This is a genomic window from Spirosoma luteum DSM 19990 (assembly GCF_000374065.1).
Lineage (GTDB): Bacteria > Bacteroidota > Bacteroidia > Cytophagales > Spirosomataceae > Spirosoma > Spirosoma luteum.
In genome coordinates, this window is record NZ_KB893311.1 from 108,916 (window position 1) to 126,394 (window position 17,479).

Below are 17,479 nucleotides of genomic sequence, written 5' to 3' on the forward strand. Positions count from 1 at the left end.
GGTTAGTTATGGTGACGGCGTTCATTTATTCCTCTTCGCCACTGTTGTTCTGCTGGGAGAGCAAACTATAGGCTCCTTTCACGACAACGGGCGTTTTGACATCCACAGTCAATGGCAGGTTGACGGCTGTGTAGCCGTTTTGTGCTACGCCCGGCTTAACTTCGACCTGCCGGAAGCGGTAGCTCACGGGCTGGCTACTTTTGCTTTCCAGCAGATAGACGTAGGATTTACCCCCGAACCCAACGATAGCCGCGTCGGGCAGCACGGATAACGGATTGCTGGTCACGGCGACCTGCGCTGACACGTAGGCACCGGGAATAAAATCGTCCGAGACCCCCAGCGGACGGGCCAGCACGGCAACGGTCCGATCGGCATCAATCGACTTGCCCTTCATGAAAATCGTCGCCTGATGCATCGGTGCGCCGGCGCCACCCAGGCCGAACCGCACGGTTTGACCGGTACGAATGTGCGTAATGTCTTTTTCAAATACATTCAGGTGGACGTGCAAATCGCTCACGTCCGTCACCTCAATAATTACATCGGCCGGATTGACGAAACGACCATTATTGACGGGAACGTCGGTCACGTAGCCATTGACGGGCGAAGGAACCCTAACGGTACGTATCAAGTGGTTGGCCCGCAGCGTGGCCGGGTTGATGTGCAGCAGCGATAGGCGTTGGCCCATGCCAGCCAGTTGGGCCTGCAAACGCTGACGGTCAGAGCGGGTTTTCTGGAGCACTTTCAGCGCATTCACGTTTTCGCGGCTCAGTTCCTGCTGCCGGGCGAACTCCAGGTCGGCGTATTCCAGTTGGGCTTTGACGTCTAAATAATCCTGCTGCAACTGGATGAACTCAGGATTTTCGAGCACGGCCAGCGTTTGCCCCTTGCGGACTTTCGCGCCGGGTTCGAGCTTAATGCTTCGGATATAGCCCCCGACCGGCATCGATACACTCACCCGGCTTTGGGGCGGTACGTCGAGAACCCCGGTCAGCTTCAGCATCGTGCCAAGCGTCCGCGATTCGGGCTGGCCCAGTTGAATATCAGCAATGGTGTACTGTGCCTGCGTCAGGTTTACAACGGTCGGCGAACCGGCGTCTGGTGATTCAGTTGAATCAGCGGTGGACGCGGGTTGCTTCGCCGATGAGTCATCGGCGAACTTTTCGCTGCCACTGCAACCGATAAAGCTGACCGCAACAACCAGCGTGTACAGAAATGGAACTATATGGGCAAAAAAAACGGGACGTTTCATGGATCGACGGATTGGGAGAAAAATGAATAAATTGGGATCAGGGCTGGCCGAGCAGGTATTCAATGTAAAGCACCGACTGGTTGTACTGGTTGAGCAGATCGAGGTAACTGGCCCGGATGGTCAGCGATTGTTGCAGGGCCAGCGAAAATTCCACGTACCCAATGTCGCCCCCCCCGAAGGCCTTGCGGGCGTTGTCCAGAATTAGCCGGGCCTGCGCCAGGCCGTTCTGCTCATAATACGCCAGCGCCGTGCGGTACTGTTCGTACTGCTGAAAGGCTAGTGTGCCCTGTTGCTGCAAAGCCCGTCGCTGGGTCGCCAGTTCGGTTTGGGCGATCTGTTCACCCAACCGGGCGGCCTCGATCCGGGCCTTTTGTGGTTTGGCCAGCAGTGGCACCAGCACCCCAATCTGCCCGCTCACGAACCGATGTCCAGGACCGTAGTAGGTCTCGTTGCCATCATAGATTTGCGTCCCGATGATGGTCTGGGTGGACAATCCCACGATGAACTCGGGTTTTAGCCGGGCCTGCTCCACGCGACGGCTTTGTTGGGCCACCACGATCTGCTGCCGAAGTTGCGCCAGCAGCGGATTGTTGGTCGTACCACTGCTATCCACGACTACGCTCAATTTCCGTTTGGTGAGTGGGCCGGGTGCCACCTCCAGTTCATCCGTACTGTAGAGCGCGGTTTGAAGCCGGGTACGGGCCGCAGCCAGGTTAGCCGTATTCTGGGCGAGCCGAACCAGTCCGTCGGCCCGTTGGCTTTCGGCGGTAGCCTTTTCGAGTGAGCCGGTTTCGCCCACCCGGAAGCGCAAATTAGCCGCCTGCACAAACTCGGCCAGGACGGAGTCCTGCTGCCGAAGCAGCCCTTCCCGTTCGTGCCAGTACTGCACGGCATAATACGCCGATTTGACATCGTACTGCACCTCATTGCGGCTCACGCCCACGGCCATTTCCCGACCCTGAATGGTGGCGTCGGCCAAATCGGCCTGCCGACGCAACAGGGCCGGATTGGGCAAAATCTGGCTGATGGTCAGGCCATTGTCAAATTTTCGGCTATTGAACTGACCCAGTGTACTGCTGATGGTGGTGCGGCCATAGTCGTAGGCACTCTGGCGCAGGGCCCGCTGCTGGTTCACCTGAAGGCCGCCAATTTGGAGCCGGGCGTTACGGGTAGCCGCTTCCTGAAGGGCCTGATCCAGACCAACGGCCCGGATGGCGGGGGATTGGGCATTAACTCCTAAAGCGGCCAGCACCAAAGTGGCAATCATGACCAAACGGTTCGTTATTCCCGACGGTATCGGTTTTTTAGGGTCGATCCGCTCCAGTCCACGCTCGAAATAGGTGTACAGGATGGGCAGCACGAACAGCGTCAGTAGGGTGGCCGTAATCAAGCCGCCGATGACCACTGTCGCCAGTGGCTTCTGCACTTCGGCCCCGCCGGAGTTTGATAGGGCCATCGGGATAAAACCCAGCGAGGCAACCAGTGCAGTCATAATCACGGGCCTCAACCGCACCTGGGTACCCCGCCGGATAATCTCTCTAAAGTCGGTTAGTCCTTCCTCGTGCCGCAGCCGGTTGAATTCTGCAATCAGCACGATACCGTTGAGTACGGCCACGCCGAAGAGGGCGATGAAGCCCACCCCCGCCGAAATACTGAACGGCATTCCCCGCAGCAGCAGGGCAAACACGCCCCCGATAGCCGCCATCGGAATGGCAGTGAAGATCAAAAAACTCTGGCGAACCGAGTGGAAGGTAAAAAATAGCAGGGCGAAAATCAGGGCCAGTGAGCCTGGTACGGCAATGGCCAGCCGCCGTTTGGCTTCGACTAAGTTCTCGAACTGCCCGCCATAGGTGATCGAATAGCCGGGTGGCAACTTGATTTGCCGGGCTACTTTGCCCTGCAACTCGGTGATGATACTTTCCACGTCCCGCCCGCGCACGTTGAAGCCCAGCGTAATGCGCCGACGGGTATTGTCGCGCTGGATCTGGTTGGGTGCCTGTTCCATGGTCACGTCGGCCAGTTGTGTTAACGGAATCTGCTGGCCAGTGGCCGTTGCCACGTAGAGGGTACGCACATCGTCGATACTCCGGCGTTTATCAGCCGATAACCGTACCACCAGATCGAACCGCCGTTCGCCCTCGTATACCTGACCGGTCGATTGCCCGGCGAAGGCCGTGTTGATCGTGCGGTTCACATCGGCGACGTTCAGGCCGTATTTAGCGATCTGATCGCGGTTGAGTTTGACTAAGATTTGGGTCAAGCCTTCGACCTGCTCGACGTAGAGGTCTTTGGCTCCGTCGATGCCCCCAATCAGGTTACCCACCTTCTCGGCCTGCCGGGTCAGTTCGCCCAGGTCTTCGCCGTAGATTTTCAGGGCTACGTCCTGGCGGGCACCGGTCATCAGTTCGTTGAATCGCATTTGCACCGGCTGCTGGAAGCCAAAAGCTACGCCCGGGATGACGGACAGGGCTTCGGCCATTTTTTCGGCTAGTTTCTCGCGACTACCGGCACTGGTCCATTCGGACTTTGGCTTGAGAATAATCATCAAATCGGAGGCTTCGATGGGCATGGGGTCGGTTGGAATCTCGCCGGAACCGCTTTTACCCACCACCTGCTCCACTTCGGGAAACTGTTTCATTAAAATCCGTTGGGCTTTGGTGGTCGCGTCGGCCGATTCGCTCAGCGAACTACCCGTCAGGACGCGGGTTTCCACGGCAAAATCGCCCTCGTCCAGCGTTGGTAAAAACTCACCACCCATGCGCGTGAACAGAAATACGCTGATGGCTAATAACGAAACCGCCACCGCCAGAATTAGTATCCGGAACCGCAACGCCCGCATAATCAGCGGCTCATAGCCCCGGTGCAGCCAGGCCATGAACCGGTCGGACAACGTATTCTTATGCCGGATGGTTTTGCTGAGTACCAGCGAGGAGACCATGGGCACGTAGGTCAGCGACAGAATAAATGCCCCCAGAATAGCAAAGCCCACCGTCAGGGCCATCGGGCGGAACATCTTCCCCTCCACCCCCGATAGGGCCAGAATGGGCAGGTACACAATCAGGATAATAATCTCGCCAAAGGCGGCTGAATTCCGAATCCGGCTGGCCGACTCGAACACCTCTTCGTCCATCTGAAGCTGAGTGAGGGTTTTATCCCGGTTGCGCAGCAGCATATGGTGCAGCGTGGCTTCGACAATAATCACGGCCCCATCCACAATCAGGCCGAAATCAATGGCCCCCAGACTCATCAGGTTGCCCGACACGCCAAAGATGTTCATCAGCGCAATGGCAAAGAGCAGTGCCAGCGGAATGACGGAAGCGACCACGAAGCCCGCCCGCCATTCACCCAAAACCAGTACCAGCACGAAGATGACGATCAGCGCACCCTCGGCGAGGTTTTTGGTCACGGTGCCGATGGCGCTGTCTACCATCTTGGTGCGGTCCAGAAAGGGAATAATCTCAACGCCTTCGGGCAGCGTTTTACGGATGTCAGCAATTTTAGCCTTCACCAGCTTGATTACCTTGGCGGAGTTCTCGCCTTTGAGCATCATCACCAGGGCCCCCACCACTTCGCCCTGTCCGTTGCGGGTCACGGCTCCGTAGCGTACGGCACTGCCAATCTGTACGGTAGCCACGTCGCGGATACGGATGGGTAGTGCATTCATCTGACCGGGTTGGCCACTGAGTTTGATCACCACATTTTCGATGTCGGTGATGCTACCGATCAGACCATCGGAGCGGATGAAGTAGGCGTTGGGTTTCTTGTCGATGTAGGCTCCACCGGTGTTCTGGTTGTTGCGTTCGAGGGCATCGAAGAGGTCGGTAATGGTCAGGTTCATGCTCCGCAGCCTGTCGGGGTCCACCGCAATTTCATACTGCTTGACCAGGCCGCCAAAGCTGCTCACGTCGGCCACGCCGGGCGTACCCAGCAGCCCACGCCGGATTATCCAGTCCTGAATCGTACGCAGTTCGGTGAGCGGGTATTTCTGCTCGTAGCCTTTTTTGGGTACGACCGTGTACTGAAAAATCTCGCCGAGGCCCGTTGTGACGGGGGCCATCGTGGGCGTACCCACACCGGGCGGAATCTGGCTGACCACGTTTTGCAGCCGCTCGGAAATCTGCTGGCGGGCCGAGAACACGTCTATATCGTCCCGAAATACGACCGTAACAATAGACAGCCCAAAGCGCGAAAACGAGCGCAGTTCGATCAGGCCCGGAAGGTTGGCTAAGCCAATTTCGACGGGAAAGGTCACCAGCCGTTCGATATCGGGCGCAGACAGCGAGGGGCTGGTCGTAATGACCTGTACCTGATTGTTGGTAATGTCGGGAACGGCATCGATGGGTAGTTGGGTGATCGACCAGCCTCCCCATATAATCAGGGCTACGGTAAGCAGACCCACGATGAGTTTGTTCCGAATGGAAAATAGAATAATATGATTGAGCATCGCTACATCAATTGAAGAGTAAGACAAAGCCAGTTACTCCGATCTGGAGGGATCGGAGTAACTGGTACGCGTCAATACAATTAACTGATTTTGGGCGGTTGCCAGAAGGAAAGCGTCGGCTCAGGGAGCGCGGCCGATTGGTAATGAAACCCAGTTTTGGGTGCTATTACGGGACTTGCACAAAGCGCGTTAGTCCAAAAAGGAGAGCCGGGCAGGTAAACCGGAGCCCAGCCTGCATCGGCGCCGGAATGGGCGGCTTTGACGGGAAGTTTAGCGTGATCGTGGTGGGGGGCATGGTGATCCCCCCTGTCGCCGTAGTGCTCGGCCAAAAAGTCCAAAAATGAGTGGTCCGGTTCTTCGAGCCGGTGAAGCTGGTAATGCTGATATAGCTCCGGTAGTTTGGCGCACTCCTCCCATATCGACACTGGCAGTAAGCTGAACAGCGAGAGGTAAAGACTGATTCCGATGGTGAGCAGGCGCAACATTACGGGCAAAGATAGCAATAATAAGCAATTGGTGTTGCGAATGGCACATCGACGGTTGAAAGTAGCGCTGACTCATGGCCACGTAAATCAACTGCGACGCTCTGATTGCTGCCTTTGTCAATCGGTCTAACCACCGATTAGCAAAGGCCCGGTCAGTTTCTGTTTCCGGATACGCCCTCCCATCCACATGGTCATTTCTTTTGGTTAAAAGGTAATCAATGTCGCATACCACCTTGATTGCCCTTGCCTAACTGGTCCAGCGTGGCCCGGAACCCTTTGGCCAGTTCAGTTGCCGGACCACGCCCGTAGTAGTGCAGGAAAATGATCCGGGGTTGTTCGCCAAGCATATGATGGTGCAAGGCGACAACTTCGATGCGGTGACTGCGCAGTGTTTTTATGACGCTGTTCACTTCGCTTTCCAGCATGGCCACGTCACCAGCCATGTGAGCCGCATCCTGTTTACCCGCAAACGATGCCCAGGTGTTCAGACCGATAGCGGCTGTCATCTCAGCTCCCATGTCCGTTACCGTCAGGTCGTCGCGGCCAATGGTGTATTTGTATGTCGGGCCGTTGACTACACCTTTATACTTGATCAGCTCATCGAGTACGGGTAAGTCAAACAATTCCTTACCGGTTAGGGGCATACCCGCCTGGGGCGTACCCGTCGCGGCTGGGGTGGCATTACTACTGGTTTGTGCTGAGGAAGGAGTCGAAGCAGGCTGGTTAGCCGGAAACAGTTTAGTTTCCCGGATTGCCTGGGCATACTTTCTGGCTAGTTCGGCCGTATCGCCCAGGCCGTGCAGGTGCATATAAAAAATGCGCGGTTGTTCGTAGAAAAAGTGATTATGTATGGCCCCTACTTCCAGCCCTGCTGTGTGGGCCGCGTCGATCAACGGGTTTACTTCGGCTTCGAGTAGTACCGTATCGCTCATTATCACGGTCTGTTTGCCGTCCAGCGTTTTCTTGAAGGCTACCCAGCCACCAAACCCAAACGGAATTGGTACGGATTCACCTTTCACCGTTACGCTCAGATCATTACGGGGCAGCGGCACCGAATAAGTAGCCTGGGCTTCGTTGTAAGTGCCTTTTTTGCCAAGAGCCGTAGCAATAGCATCCTGATCGGCCTGGGAAAGGGCGGGTGTTTTTCCGATGCCTGGTAAGGCGTCTGGATTGACGCCCGAAGTTGTGCAAAGGGGGATGGTGCCCGTGGCAACAACGGCGGAGCGAAGGAAGTTTCTGCGTTGCATACGTAAGTAGAAAAGGGCTCGATGAGCAGATTAGTGCTTCTAAAAGTAAAGCCAAATTCTGAATTAAATTTAAACGCGCCAGACTTTAGAGATTCAACCAGTCGGTTAGTTTCAGAACCCGTGCCCGGTTCATGGGTTGAAACGCCCATACAACCCGCCGTTGGTCGTCTGTAGCTTGGTAGGCGTAGCAATTACCGTCAAGACGATGTATAGATTGCTAATGGGTTTAAACCGGCACTGAAACCGGATGTTGGTAATGATATATTGATCTGGTTATTACATTGTAGGTAGGCTGTCAGAAAGAAAGCCCGCGAAAAGGAGAGGTCAAGCTTTGGGCCGATTAGCAACAAATCCGAGGTGGTGTAGGGTTTGGGTAGCTGGATGTGATTGTAGATAAAATGTAGTGATTTTATGAGTACAGTAAGATCAGTTACCCTATGCGTTGAAAATAGTTCAAAACCTCTTTGTTAGGCTTCAGATGAATGGTACATACTGTTTTCTCACGTGATAAATATGTTTATATCCGTACAGGCATACCACTAACCCATCCGGCCATTTTCGGTCAATAAATGGGTAGCTAATGTAATTTAATGAACTCGTCATTTTGTTATAAATGAATGGATTGCATCAATGTGAACTACCGCTAAACGCATCCACAAAAACGTCCGATTCCGATCAGGACAAGACACCGGAACAAAGTGGTTTAAAACTTATCTCGTTTATAGAGTTAATCGGCAAAAGCTCACTTGTTGGCTGTTAGTTTCAGTTCAATATCAAAATCATCGTAAATCGCTTTGTCGCCAAGGGCGTCAAAGAAAGATGTCGAGCCGTACTTGATGTCGTATTTGGTTCGGTCGAGCGTCACTTTGCCCTGCGCTTCTACCGTGGCTCCATCTTGTTTCACCCGAACGGGAAACGTTAGGGGATTAGAAATCCCTTTGATCCGCATGTTACCCGTCACCAGGTACGTAGCGGTTCCCTTCGGTATCGCCTTAGTGATCGTAAACGAGGAGGTCGGGTGCTTGCCCGTCGAAAAGAAATCATCGGACTTCAGATGCCCGATCAGTTTAGCGTTGTATTCCTGATCGATCAGATCAGAGCAGACAAGGCTATTCATATCGAACGTAAATTGTCCGCCTGTGAGCTTACGATCATCGAATTGCAATGCGCCATCGGCAAGCTTTACCGTACCCATATGCTCACCCGTCACTTTCCTGGCCTTCCAGTGCAGGTTGCTTTTCAATACATCCACTTTGTACGTGTCTGAGTAAGTTGTGTGCTTACTGCGCGTGGCCATTGTGCCGACAGAGATGAGTAAAATAGCTACCAGTTGATAGTGAATTTTCATTTCAGATAGAGATGGGTACATCCTGTATAGTGCAATGTACGCTAACGTTGAATGCATACGAAATTGTACCTACACGAATTTTCAGTAGATTGGACCGAATGGCGTTTAAAGCCATTTTTTAGGGTAAAATCAAGTGCTATTTAATCGTTTACTTACGAATCTAAATATAAGTTTAGGTGAATCTAAACTTTTTTCTACTCGGTTTGTTATGAGGATAGAAAAATGGGTTAATACATTATTGGCGGATTGCTATTCAGTTGTTAGCACGAGAGAACATACGGCAACGAATAGCCCGGCTCCTGCTGGGCTTACTACTGTTGATGCAAATCAACTCGGTGGTGTTCCGGCATTCCCACCGCCTGGCCAATGGGCAGATTGTTACCCACGCGCACCCCTACAACCTCTTTAACAACCGTGTCGCCGGGCGATCGTGTCCGTTGTCGGCTAACCCGCACACGACCCACGAATTGCTCCTGCTGGATGCGGTCAGCAACGCAGCGTTCGTACCCACGTTTGCGCTACTGATCGCCTTTCTGCTGCTATTGGTGCGCTTTATTATCCGTTCCATTCCTGCTGCCCCTACATACGGGATACGAACGGTATGCATGGCCCGGCCCACGCTGCGCGGCCCGCCCGCTTCGCTCTCTTTCCGGCATTAACAGGCCCTTCAGGTCTGGTTCTGGCACTCAGTAGCCCAATGGTTCATGACGACCGGGGTGTACTGTGCCACTGTATTCACCTTTTTCCTGCTTTTTGATGAAGAAGATAACACTACTGTATCTGTTCCTGTCGGCAGTCGTATTTGGCGTGGTGGCCTGCGAGGCTCTCTTGCCAGCAGCTCCTGCCGACGATGCCCTGCTCGACGGGCCGATTGCCGAACTAACCCCAGAACAGAATGCCCTGTTTCTGGCGGGGGATGTGGCTTTCAACGACGAAATTTTTACCCCGGCCACGGGCTTAGGGCCTACGTTTGTCGCCAGTTCCTGCGGTTCCTGCCACGCGGGAGACGGCAAGGGAACACCCTTTACCACGCTGGTTCGGTTTGGTCAGCACGACGACACAGGCAACCAGTTTATGGAGCGGGGTGGGCCACAACTGCAAAACCGGGCTATTCCGGGCCATACTGCCGAATTATTACCTGCGGGTGCAGCTTTCTCTAAATTTACTCCACCCGCCAACACGGGCCTGGGTATGCTGGGTGCGCTGTCGGATGCCCAGATTTTGGCGAACGCCGACCCCACCGATAAAGACGGAGATGGTATATCGGGCGTACCGAACTGGATTGATGCCCCCGATTATTTTAAACCTCAGTGGTTTCACAAACCACACAACGGGCAGTACGTCGGGCGGTTTGGTAAAAAAGCGGCTGCCATCGACCTGTTGCATCAGACCGTGAATGCCTACAAGCAGGATATGGGGATTACCTCCGAATTCGACTCTGAAGACCCGATCAATTACTCTGTTTCGGGGCAGGCGGGCGACGGAGTAGATGACCCCGAAGTATCTACAGCGAAAGTCAACGCGGTCGTGTTTTACCTCCGAACACTGAAAGTACCCGTGCAGCGTACCCCCACCGACCCGATGGTAGTAGCGGGTAAGCAACTGTTTATCAGTCTGGACTGCGGCAAATGCCACACACCCGACTGGAAAACGCCCCAGTCAGACATTGCTGTGCTGTCGGACCAGACGTTTGCGCCCTATACCGACCTGCTGCTTCACGATATGGGCGCGGGCCTTGACGACGGCTATACCGAAGGAAGGGCCAAAACCACCGAATGGAAGACCCCCGCCCTTTGGGGCTTGGGCCTGTCGCAGAATTCGCAGGGGGGGCGGGTGTTCCTGCTCCACGATGGTCGCGCCCACTCTGTAGACGAAGCTATCCGCCTGCACGGGGGCGAAGCCAGCCGGAGCGTGGAAAAATACGCTAAACTGGCCGAAGCCGAACGCGGCAAACTACTTCGTTTCTTAGATTCTCTGTAACCTCACCGCCTTCCGCTCATGAAAAAAGAAATGATACTAAACCGGCAGGATTTTCTGAAGACCTGTGGAATGGCCTGCCTGAGTACATCAGTGCTGACAGCCGTCTTGACGAGCTGTGCGAGCGTTTACTACGCCCAGGCTCCACGCATCAAAGGCTGGGCTATTCAGATCAGCAAGAAAGAGTTTGACCTTGACCCCAACGGCAAACGGCAACGCCCGTTTATGGTGGTCGAAATGAAAAATCAGACTCACCCGATTTACCTGCGCCGGATTGGGGGCGACAATTACACGGCGGTATTGATGCAATGCACCCATCAGGGCAATGACCTCAACGCCCACGACGGCTATTTGTCGTGCCCGGCCCACGGCAGCGAATACGACACCGATGGGCGGGTAACAGAAGGCCCCGCCGAGGATAGCCTTAAACGCTACAGTGTGACAACCGACGAACAGTACATCTACATCAATATCGCCTGATTATGAGAACACTCTATTTTCTGATTGGGCCTCTTTTGATACAGGTGGCTGCCCATGCACAGCCTGACGCGGCCCGACCCATTTCGACCTCGGTTACGGCGGCTTCGGCGGTGACCGTACCCAAGCCGATGGAATCTGATTCGACCCCCATGCCCAAAGCGTTTGCCGATCTATTTTACCGGGATTCGACGCTTCGCAAGGGTAAGCAGGAAAAGGGAGCACTCAAGATCAACATGGATGCTACCTATGACCGACCCTTTCTTACGTCGACGAAGGCACCCGTGTCGATTGGGGGCTATCTGGAAGCCAACAGCCAGTATATGCAGACCGATGGGGTGACAGACGGTCTTTCGTTTCAGGCCCGACGGATGACTATCTTCCTGGCATCGACTATCAACCGGCGGATCAAGTTTCTTTCCGAGATTGAGTTTGAGGATGGCACGAAGGAAATAAACATTGAGTTTGCCGCGATGGACATCGAACTGACTCCGCTGCTGAACCTGCGCGGGGGCATCATTATGAACCCGATAGGCTCCTTCAACCAGAACCACGATGGGCCTAAGTGGGAATTCATCGACCGGCCCATTTCGTCAATTACCATCATTCCATCCACCTGGAGCAACGTGGGCTTTGGGCTGTTCGGTAAGAAATACACCGCCAACTGGGTGTGGGCTTACGAAGCGTACCTGACCAATGGCTTCGACGATCAGATCATCGCCAATACCCAGAACCGCACGTTTCTGCCCGCCACCAAAGCCAACCGCGACCGCTTCGATGAGAGCTTCAATGGGGTGCCGCTAGTTACGCTCAAAACGGCTTTTAAACGGCGGAAATGGGGTGAAATTGGCTTATCATGGATGGGCGGGGTGTACAACAAATTCCAGGTTGATGGACTGGTACTCGATCAGCGTCGGCGGGTTGATGTGTGGGCGTTGGATTTCAACACGACCCTGCCTACGGGTACGTTCATCAACAGCGAGTTCGTATGGGCCAGCATCGACGTACCCCCGACGTACACCCAGCAGTTTGGCCGAATGCAGCAGGGTGGCTGGGTTGACATCGTGCATCCGCTGGTGAAAAAAACTATGTTTGGTTGGAAAAAGGCGGTCGTCAACGCGGCCCTGCGCGTCGAGCGGGTTGATTACAACGTAGGTACGTTCACCGAGACGGGCGATCCGTTGCGGGATGATTTGTGGGCCATCGTGCCGGGTCTGAGCTTCCGCCCGTCGCCTACGACGGTGATTCGGGCCAACTACCGCTACCACTGGCAAACCGACCTGCTGGGCAACCCGCCCGCTCGTACTGCCGGGTTTCAGTTTGGTTTTTCTACGTACTTCTAACCAATTGGGGTTTAGGAGTACACATAGCCCCCCCAGTCTGCCTAATCTCAACGTCCTGGCTATGTGTACTCCTAAACCCCGTTGCCATGAAATTGCTGTACTGTCTGGCATTGTCCCTGTCGATTGGTCAGGGGCAGCCACACCTGCTGAATCCGCCCGATACGCACCGACACTGGTGCGATCAGCCCGTTCGTAAGCTATGCTGGCTAAACCAGAAGATTCAAAACGCCCAATCGTGGTCACCGTATCATTACGGCTGGGAGGTGCATCAGGCCCGACAGCGCGAGCAGGAAGTGTTCGTGCTGCATCTGTGCCGCTACTGTGGCAGCAGCCGGGGGTTTTTGCTCTATAATCACCACGGCGAGCTGATCGGGCGGGGCAATTCAGGGCTTCACACTAGCCCTCCACTATGACTATTCAGCTTTGGTCAGGGGCGTATCAACGACATGTTCGTATACAAACCACGCCTGTAGTTCGTTCGTCCGTAGTACCTGACTAACCAGCAGGTCGTTGGTACCGTCGTCACCCGCTTCATCCGCCTGTTTGGCAGCCTCCCTAACCTCGGTTAACAGCAACTCGTGGGCATCCAATAGGCGCGAAATCTGCACCGGCACTTCTTCCCGATCACGTGGCGGGCGGGGAATTTTGGTCATCTCGGCCACATCTGCAGCCATCGCGATGCTCAATCCACCCAAAAGCTGTATCCGCTCCGCGATGGCATCGACTAATTCGACCTGTTCCTCATAGTGCTTGTCGAACAGCAAATGAAGTTGATAGAATGTAGGCCCTACCAACTGCCAGTGATGCTTTTTATAGAGATCACGTAGTGTCATGCTATCAGCCAGTATCTGGTTAAGAGCCTGTACACTGCTTTGACGAATTGGTTCCTCCAGGGCAAGGGGTACTCGTTTAAGTACCGTATCGAAGGCTTGTAAAATTTCGCCTTCCTGGTGAAGGCGTGGTTCGGCTAAACGGGTGCTGTGCTGATTAGTTGCCATAAGGTCGGTCGCGTTTATGCCTGCGTAATTTTTTCGTGATGCTGATGGCAGGCTTCCGCACACGTCCGGCAAGCGTCGGCGCATTCCCGGCAGTGGTCGTGATCGTGTTTGCCACATTCATCCGCGCACATCCGGCAGATTTCTTCGCAAATGATCAGGAACTGATGGCTTATTTCGGCGTTTCGTTCTAAAAGCCGGGCTCCCTGGAAGCAAATATCGGCGCAGTCCCGGTCAAGGGCAATGCAACGGCTCATCATTTGTACGTCGGAATCCTGCAAACAGGCTGTTGCGCAATAGTCACAGGCGCGGGCGCAATTGATCAATGTCTGGATGAGCGTATCATCCAGAGCGTCTTTATGCTGGTGCATGGTCTTATAGGTTTTGTTTCTGTTGCTTAACCAACGCCTGAAGGTTTGGTTGTAAAAGATTAGGGTATGGACATCCTGTTTTACCCCGATCCCCCAACTAACGTCGTCGGTTTCGCCAGCGATGACCAACTAGCACAATGCAGAAAATCAGGACACCGATAAAAAAGGAATACATGCCGTAAGACCAATAAATGCTTTCCATACAACAACCAGGTTAAGAACTATAAAGCGAGCGATTCCGGTTTCTGATTTTTTTTGATAAATAAGTTGCGTTAGACCAGTTCCGGCGGATCAGTTTTAAAACAAGTGCAGAAGAAAGAAGTTAAGTGAAAACAACAAAACTCAGTTTATCATGGCACACGATCATCACAAGGAAGCCGCTTATCATTTCGGCGAAGCCGCTAAGCACCACCAGAAAGCGCAGGAACTCCACGAAGCGGACGAGCATGAGAAAGAAGCTCATGAAGCCTATCAGGCGCAGGGACACCATAATCTGGCCGATCATCACGCCAAAGCGGCGGCTGAACACCATGCCGAAGGTCACGACAAAGAACACAGCGATTCCATTGCCTGACCAAACAGACCAACGTATCAACAAAAAAGGACGTGTCGGCATGATGCGTCCTTTTTTATTGGCGATTTTTGGCAAAACCAGCAACGTACCCGGTAGCCCGGATCAATCGACCTTCACAGTCAGCGCGTAAGCCGTGCGGATGGCGGGGTAATCTTTGCCCTGGTATTGACCGGGGGTTTTGTCCATCTGCCCGGCTTCGACAATGTACAAACCCGGCCCCGACGGGGTGAAGCGGGCCACGCCCCCAGCATCCGTAGTCAGCATCTTTTCCCAGCCCTGCGGGTTCTGAATGGTGAGTTTGGTTTTGGCCAGCGGCTGCCGTTTGGCAAAGGCCGTCAGCACCACCTGCCCACTTTCGTTGCGGGCCAAAACATCCAGATCAGTCTGTGGTTTGGCGTTGGCAGCAGCCATACCACTACCCGCCATATAGTCGGCGCGGAGGTATTCGATGGGGCGAACCACGCCGAGTCCGTGCCTGGTCCAGTCCTGTACATCGCGGGTATCATTTACACCAAACACCTGATAGTGACCGGATTTGGTAGGTTTAAACCGGCCCTCCCAACAGGTTTCGGTCTGCGTGAGCGCAATAGGTTGTTGTTGCCCGGCAGGGTCGATTACGTAGGCCCGGAACTTCTTCATGCCTGCCAGAGACGCACCCTTCTCGCGGATGTTGTTTTCGTATTCGCCAAAGAAAATTTTCACGGTTACGTCTGCGCCGGGCTTGCCGTTACCAACTAATTCGAGTTAATAGCCGTGGGCCTGTACTAATACTAAGTTGAATTGATTATGACGTATTTCTGATGTACGGATAAGCGGCTAGTTGGATTACTCGCTCAGGGCTATCAAGGTAGATTTGTAAAACTCGCTCGACGCACACCTGAGCCTCCCACAAAGAATCAAAAACGCGACTTTTGAGTTGCCGACGCAGTTCCTCAAAAAAACGCTCTACCGGATTTAGTTCAGGACACGCAGTTGGTAAATGAGTCAACACTAAATGCGTCTCAGTAAGCAATTTAGCTTGGTGAGCTGTAGCCCGGTCTGCGATCAGTAGCGTTGGCTGGCTGACCTCCTGATTGAGTTGTTGACCAAAATGCTGGAAACAAACTTTGTTCAGCTCAGGCAGAAACATGGCAAACACCTGCCCCGTCAAGGGAGCCAGAGCCACAAAGAGATGGGTAAACTGATAGCCGATATGGACTGGCCCAAGCGGGCGGTGAGCGCAAGGACCCCACTTTCGACCTAACTCAGTTCGGGTGCCGACGCGCATTTCGTCTTGGAAAAAAATGGCTTCTGGGGGATAAGCCCGCACTAAGTCAGCAAAGTTTTTTTAAAAGCCTCCCGGCCTGCCAGGTCTTGTCGTCGATTGACCGGGCGGGCCGTTTTGGGTTTGATTTGCAATCGTTTACAAAGTTTACTAAGGCCACTAATCAAGTAGGTAATGGCCCACCGCTGCTGGACATAGTCTTGGATATGGGTCAATGTTTGTGCCTGATCAAGCCGTAGCCAAGCCTGGAGTTGGGCAATCTGGTAGGCCGATAATTTAGCGAAGGCGGGTGGTTGAGTTGGTGCCAGCAATCCGGTCATGCCTTTTTGGGTATAGGTTTGCCAAAGGCGTTGAGTCCGCCGTTGAGCAAGGCCAATAGCCAGGCCGGCTTGTTTTTGGGAGCGAGCGGTGTTGTCTTTAAGCAGGCGGATAAAGCGTATCCGGTCCCGATTTCGGGCCAACTTTTGACGGGCTTCGAGTTGTTTCAGGTCATCGACGGATTCACGAATTCGGGCGTTGTAGTCCATGCTCAAAAATACGTCATACCAAATTCAAATTAGTATAAGAAAGGGAGTAAAACAAAAAGCGTAGTGAGAAGGCGATTTTTCATGATGATAACTGGTTTGTAGTAAATTTAAACTTGTATGGGTTTGCGCGACTGAGGGATCATTTGCTTTTGATGCTGTGACCTGCGTTTGGTACGCCAGATCAGAAAGCCGGTTACGGGCAAACTCGCGGCAATCAGACCAGACAGAAACGCCAGGCATTTTCCAGCGAAACCCAGTATCCGGCCCGTGTGCAGTTCGTAATCCGACTTCCAGAACCGTTGGGCAAACGTCATTTCCGCGTACCGTTTCGCATCGAGAAGCCGGGCAGTGGCGGGGTCGAAGGCAAACGCGCTTTCACGTCGCAGACCCGCCGTGGGGTAAGTTATCGTTACGCGTAGCGGGTTCAGGCTGTCTTTGGGCAGGTTCACACGAACAGTCTCAAATGCATCGGTTTTCAGCACCGACGATACTGCTTTGTCAACCACCACCGGAGAGCTAAGGTTTTGATAAACAACAGATTTCTCTTTCTTTTTCTCGCCGTGCGAAGCCATGTCAAGGCCCGTTATCACGATCAGCAACAGGCCCGGAATGGCATAAAAACCCAGCACCGAGTGTAAATCGTAGGTGCGTTTGGTTGCCTTTGCCTGCCACTTCACCGTCAGCGCGTTCCTGAGTTGCCTCAGCCGTGCCGGGAGCCACAGCACAAAGCCGGACATTAGCATGGCCAAAAAAATCCAGGCATTCCAGTAAATGATTTTCTTGCCGATGTCGCCCAATAGTAGTGTCCGGTGCAGTTTGAGGTTGACGAGCAGCCAGTCCGTTTCCTGATTGTGGTCGGCCAGAAGTTGGCCGGTATAAGGGTTGACGGTTAGCAGCCGTTTGTCTTTGGTGAACACCTGCACCGCCCGTGTCGGGTCGCCAAATAGCCGGATCTGGTTAAGGTTTGCCGGTTTTTTGGTGGCCGTCACCATTATCCGGCTCACCGGAACGCGGGGCGTGGGTTGCGGGGTCACAAAAAGCTGCTCTCGCTGGGTAAAATACCGAATTTCTTCCTCGAACGCCCAAACGCAGCCCGTTAGGGCTACCACCACCACCACCGCGCCCGATGCTAGGCCCAGAACGAGGTGAAGTTTGTTGATAAGTTGTCTGATTTTCAT

At 53.9% G+C, this 17,479-nt stretch carries 17 protein-coding genes; 6 read left to right on the forward strand and 11 right to left on the reverse strand.

Annotation, left to right across the window (positions count from 1 at the left end):
- Window positions 1–25 precede the first annotated feature (25 nt).
- From B156_RS0126425 to B156_RS0126445, 5 genes are all read right to left on the reverse strand, one after another.
- Window positions 26–1,249: an efflux RND transporter periplasmic adaptor subunit gene (locus B156_RS0126425; protein WP_018622817.1), complete on the reverse strand. Its 1,224-nt coding sequence runs from the start codon at window positions 1,247–1,249 to the stop codon at window positions 26–28.
- Window positions 1,250–1,286: 37 nt separating this feature from the next.
- Window positions 1,287–5,693, reverse strand: coding sequence for a CusA/CzcA family heavy metal efflux RND transporter (locus B156_RS0126430; protein WP_018622818.1), 4,407 nt, complete (start codon window positions 5,691–5,693; stop codon window positions 1,287–1,289).
- Between the two features lie 80 nt (window positions 5,694–5,773).
- On the reverse strand, window positions 5,774–6,178 hold the full coding sequence (locus tag B156_RS0126435) for a hypothetical protein (RefSeq protein WP_018622819.1): 405 nt from the start codon (window positions 6,176–6,178) through the stop codon (window positions 5,774–5,776).
- A gap of 215 nt (window positions 6,179–6,393) precedes the next feature.
- Window positions 6,394–7,425 (reverse strand): DUF1259 domain-containing protein, encoded by a 1,032-nt coding sequence (locus B156_RS0126440; RefSeq protein WP_018622820.1) that lies wholly within the window; start codon window positions 7,423–7,425, stop codon window positions 6,394–6,396.
- Between the two features lie 742 nt (window positions 7,426–8,167).
- A complete protein-coding gene (locus B156_RS0126445) occupies window positions 8,168–8,773 on the reverse strand; it encodes a YceI family protein (RefSeq protein WP_018622821.1) in 606 nt (201 codons plus the stop codon).
- Window positions 8,774–9,093: 320 nt separating this feature from the next.
- On the opposite strand from B156_RS0126445, the gene B156_RS30025 reads away from it, so the two are divergent.
- From B156_RS30025 to B156_RS0126470, 5 genes are all read left to right on the forward strand, one after another.
- Complete coding sequence (locus B156_RS30025; protein ID WP_018622822.1) at window positions 9,094–9,432, forward strand: hypothetical protein; 339 nt, start codon at window positions 9,094–9,096, stop codon at window positions 9,430–9,432.
- Window positions 9,433–9,529: 97 nt separating this feature from the next.
- Window positions 9,530–10,753, forward strand: a complete 1,224-nt coding sequence (locus B156_RS0126455; RefSeq protein ID WP_018622823.1) for a di-heme oxidoredictase family protein — start codon at window positions 9,530–9,532, stop codon at window positions 10,751–10,753.
- Window positions 10,754–10,771: 18 nt separating this feature from the next.
- Complete coding sequence (locus B156_RS0126460) at window positions 10,772–11,230, forward strand: QcrA and Rieske domain-containing protein (protein WP_018622824.1); 459 nt, start codon at window positions 10,772–10,774, stop codon at window positions 11,228–11,230.
- A gap of 2 nt (window positions 11,231–11,232) precedes the next feature.
- Window positions 11,233–12,570 carry a hypothetical protein gene (locus B156_RS0126465; RefSeq protein WP_018622825.1) on the forward strand — a complete coding sequence of 446 codons (1,338 nt, stop codon included), beginning with the start codon at window positions 11,233–11,235 and terminating at the stop codon, window positions 12,568–12,570.
- A gap of 86 nt (window positions 12,571–12,656) precedes the next feature.
- Window positions 12,657–12,983, forward strand: coding sequence for a hypothetical protein (locus B156_RS0126470; protein ID WP_018622826.1), 327 nt, complete (start codon window positions 12,657–12,659; stop codon window positions 12,981–12,983).
- Here B156_RS0126470 and B156_RS0126475 read toward each other — a convergent pair whose 3' ends face one another.
- Both B156_RS0126475 and B156_RS0126480 read right to left on the reverse strand, forming a co-directional pair.
- Complete coding sequence (locus B156_RS0126475) at window positions 12,984–13,568, reverse strand: Dps family protein (RefSeq protein ID WP_018622827.1); 585 nt, start codon at window positions 13,566–13,568, stop codon at window positions 12,984–12,986.
- Window positions 13,569–13,582: 14 nt separating this feature from the next.
- A complete protein-coding gene (locus tag B156_RS0126480) occupies window positions 13,583–13,936 on the reverse strand; it encodes a four-helix bundle copper-binding protein (protein WP_040586417.1) in 354 nt (117 codons plus the stop codon).
- A gap of 352 nt (window positions 13,937–14,288) precedes the next feature.
- Between B156_RS0126480 and B156_RS0126485 the strand changes: the two genes are divergently transcribed.
- On the forward strand, window positions 14,289–14,510 hold the full coding sequence (locus B156_RS0126485) for a hypothetical protein (protein ID WP_018622829.1): 222 nt from the start codon (window positions 14,289–14,291) through the stop codon (window positions 14,508–14,510).
- A gap of 102 nt (window positions 14,511–14,612) precedes the next feature.
- On the opposite strand, the gene B156_RS0126490 is transcribed toward B156_RS0126485, so the two are convergent.
- The 4 genes from B156_RS0126490 to B156_RS30030 all read right to left on the reverse strand — a co-directional run bounded on the left by B156_RS0126490 (window position 14,613) and on the right by B156_RS30030 (window position 17,479).
- A complete protein-coding gene (locus B156_RS0126490) occupies window positions 14,613–15,212 on the reverse strand; it encodes a hypothetical protein (protein ID WP_018622830.1) in 600 nt (199 codons plus the stop codon).
- Window positions 15,213–15,294: 82 nt separating this feature from the next.
- On the reverse strand, window positions 15,295–15,819 hold the full coding sequence (locus B156_RS0126495; RefSeq protein WP_018622831.1) for an IS630 family transposase: 525 nt from the start codon (window positions 15,817–15,819) through the stop codon (window positions 15,295–15,297).
- Window positions 15,819–16,301 (reverse strand): helix-turn-helix domain-containing protein, encoded by a 483-nt coding sequence (locus B156_RS0126500; RefSeq protein WP_018622832.1) that lies wholly within the window; start codon window positions 16,299–16,301, stop codon window positions 15,819–15,821. The genes B156_RS0126495 and B156_RS0126500 overlap by 1 nt, the downstream gene beginning before the upstream one ends.
- A 107-nt stretch (window positions 16,302–16,408) precedes the next feature.
- Entirely contained in the window at window positions 16,409–17,479 is a 1,071-nt protein-coding gene (locus B156_RS30030; protein ID WP_018622833.1) for a PepSY-associated TM helix domain-containing protein, read from the reverse strand.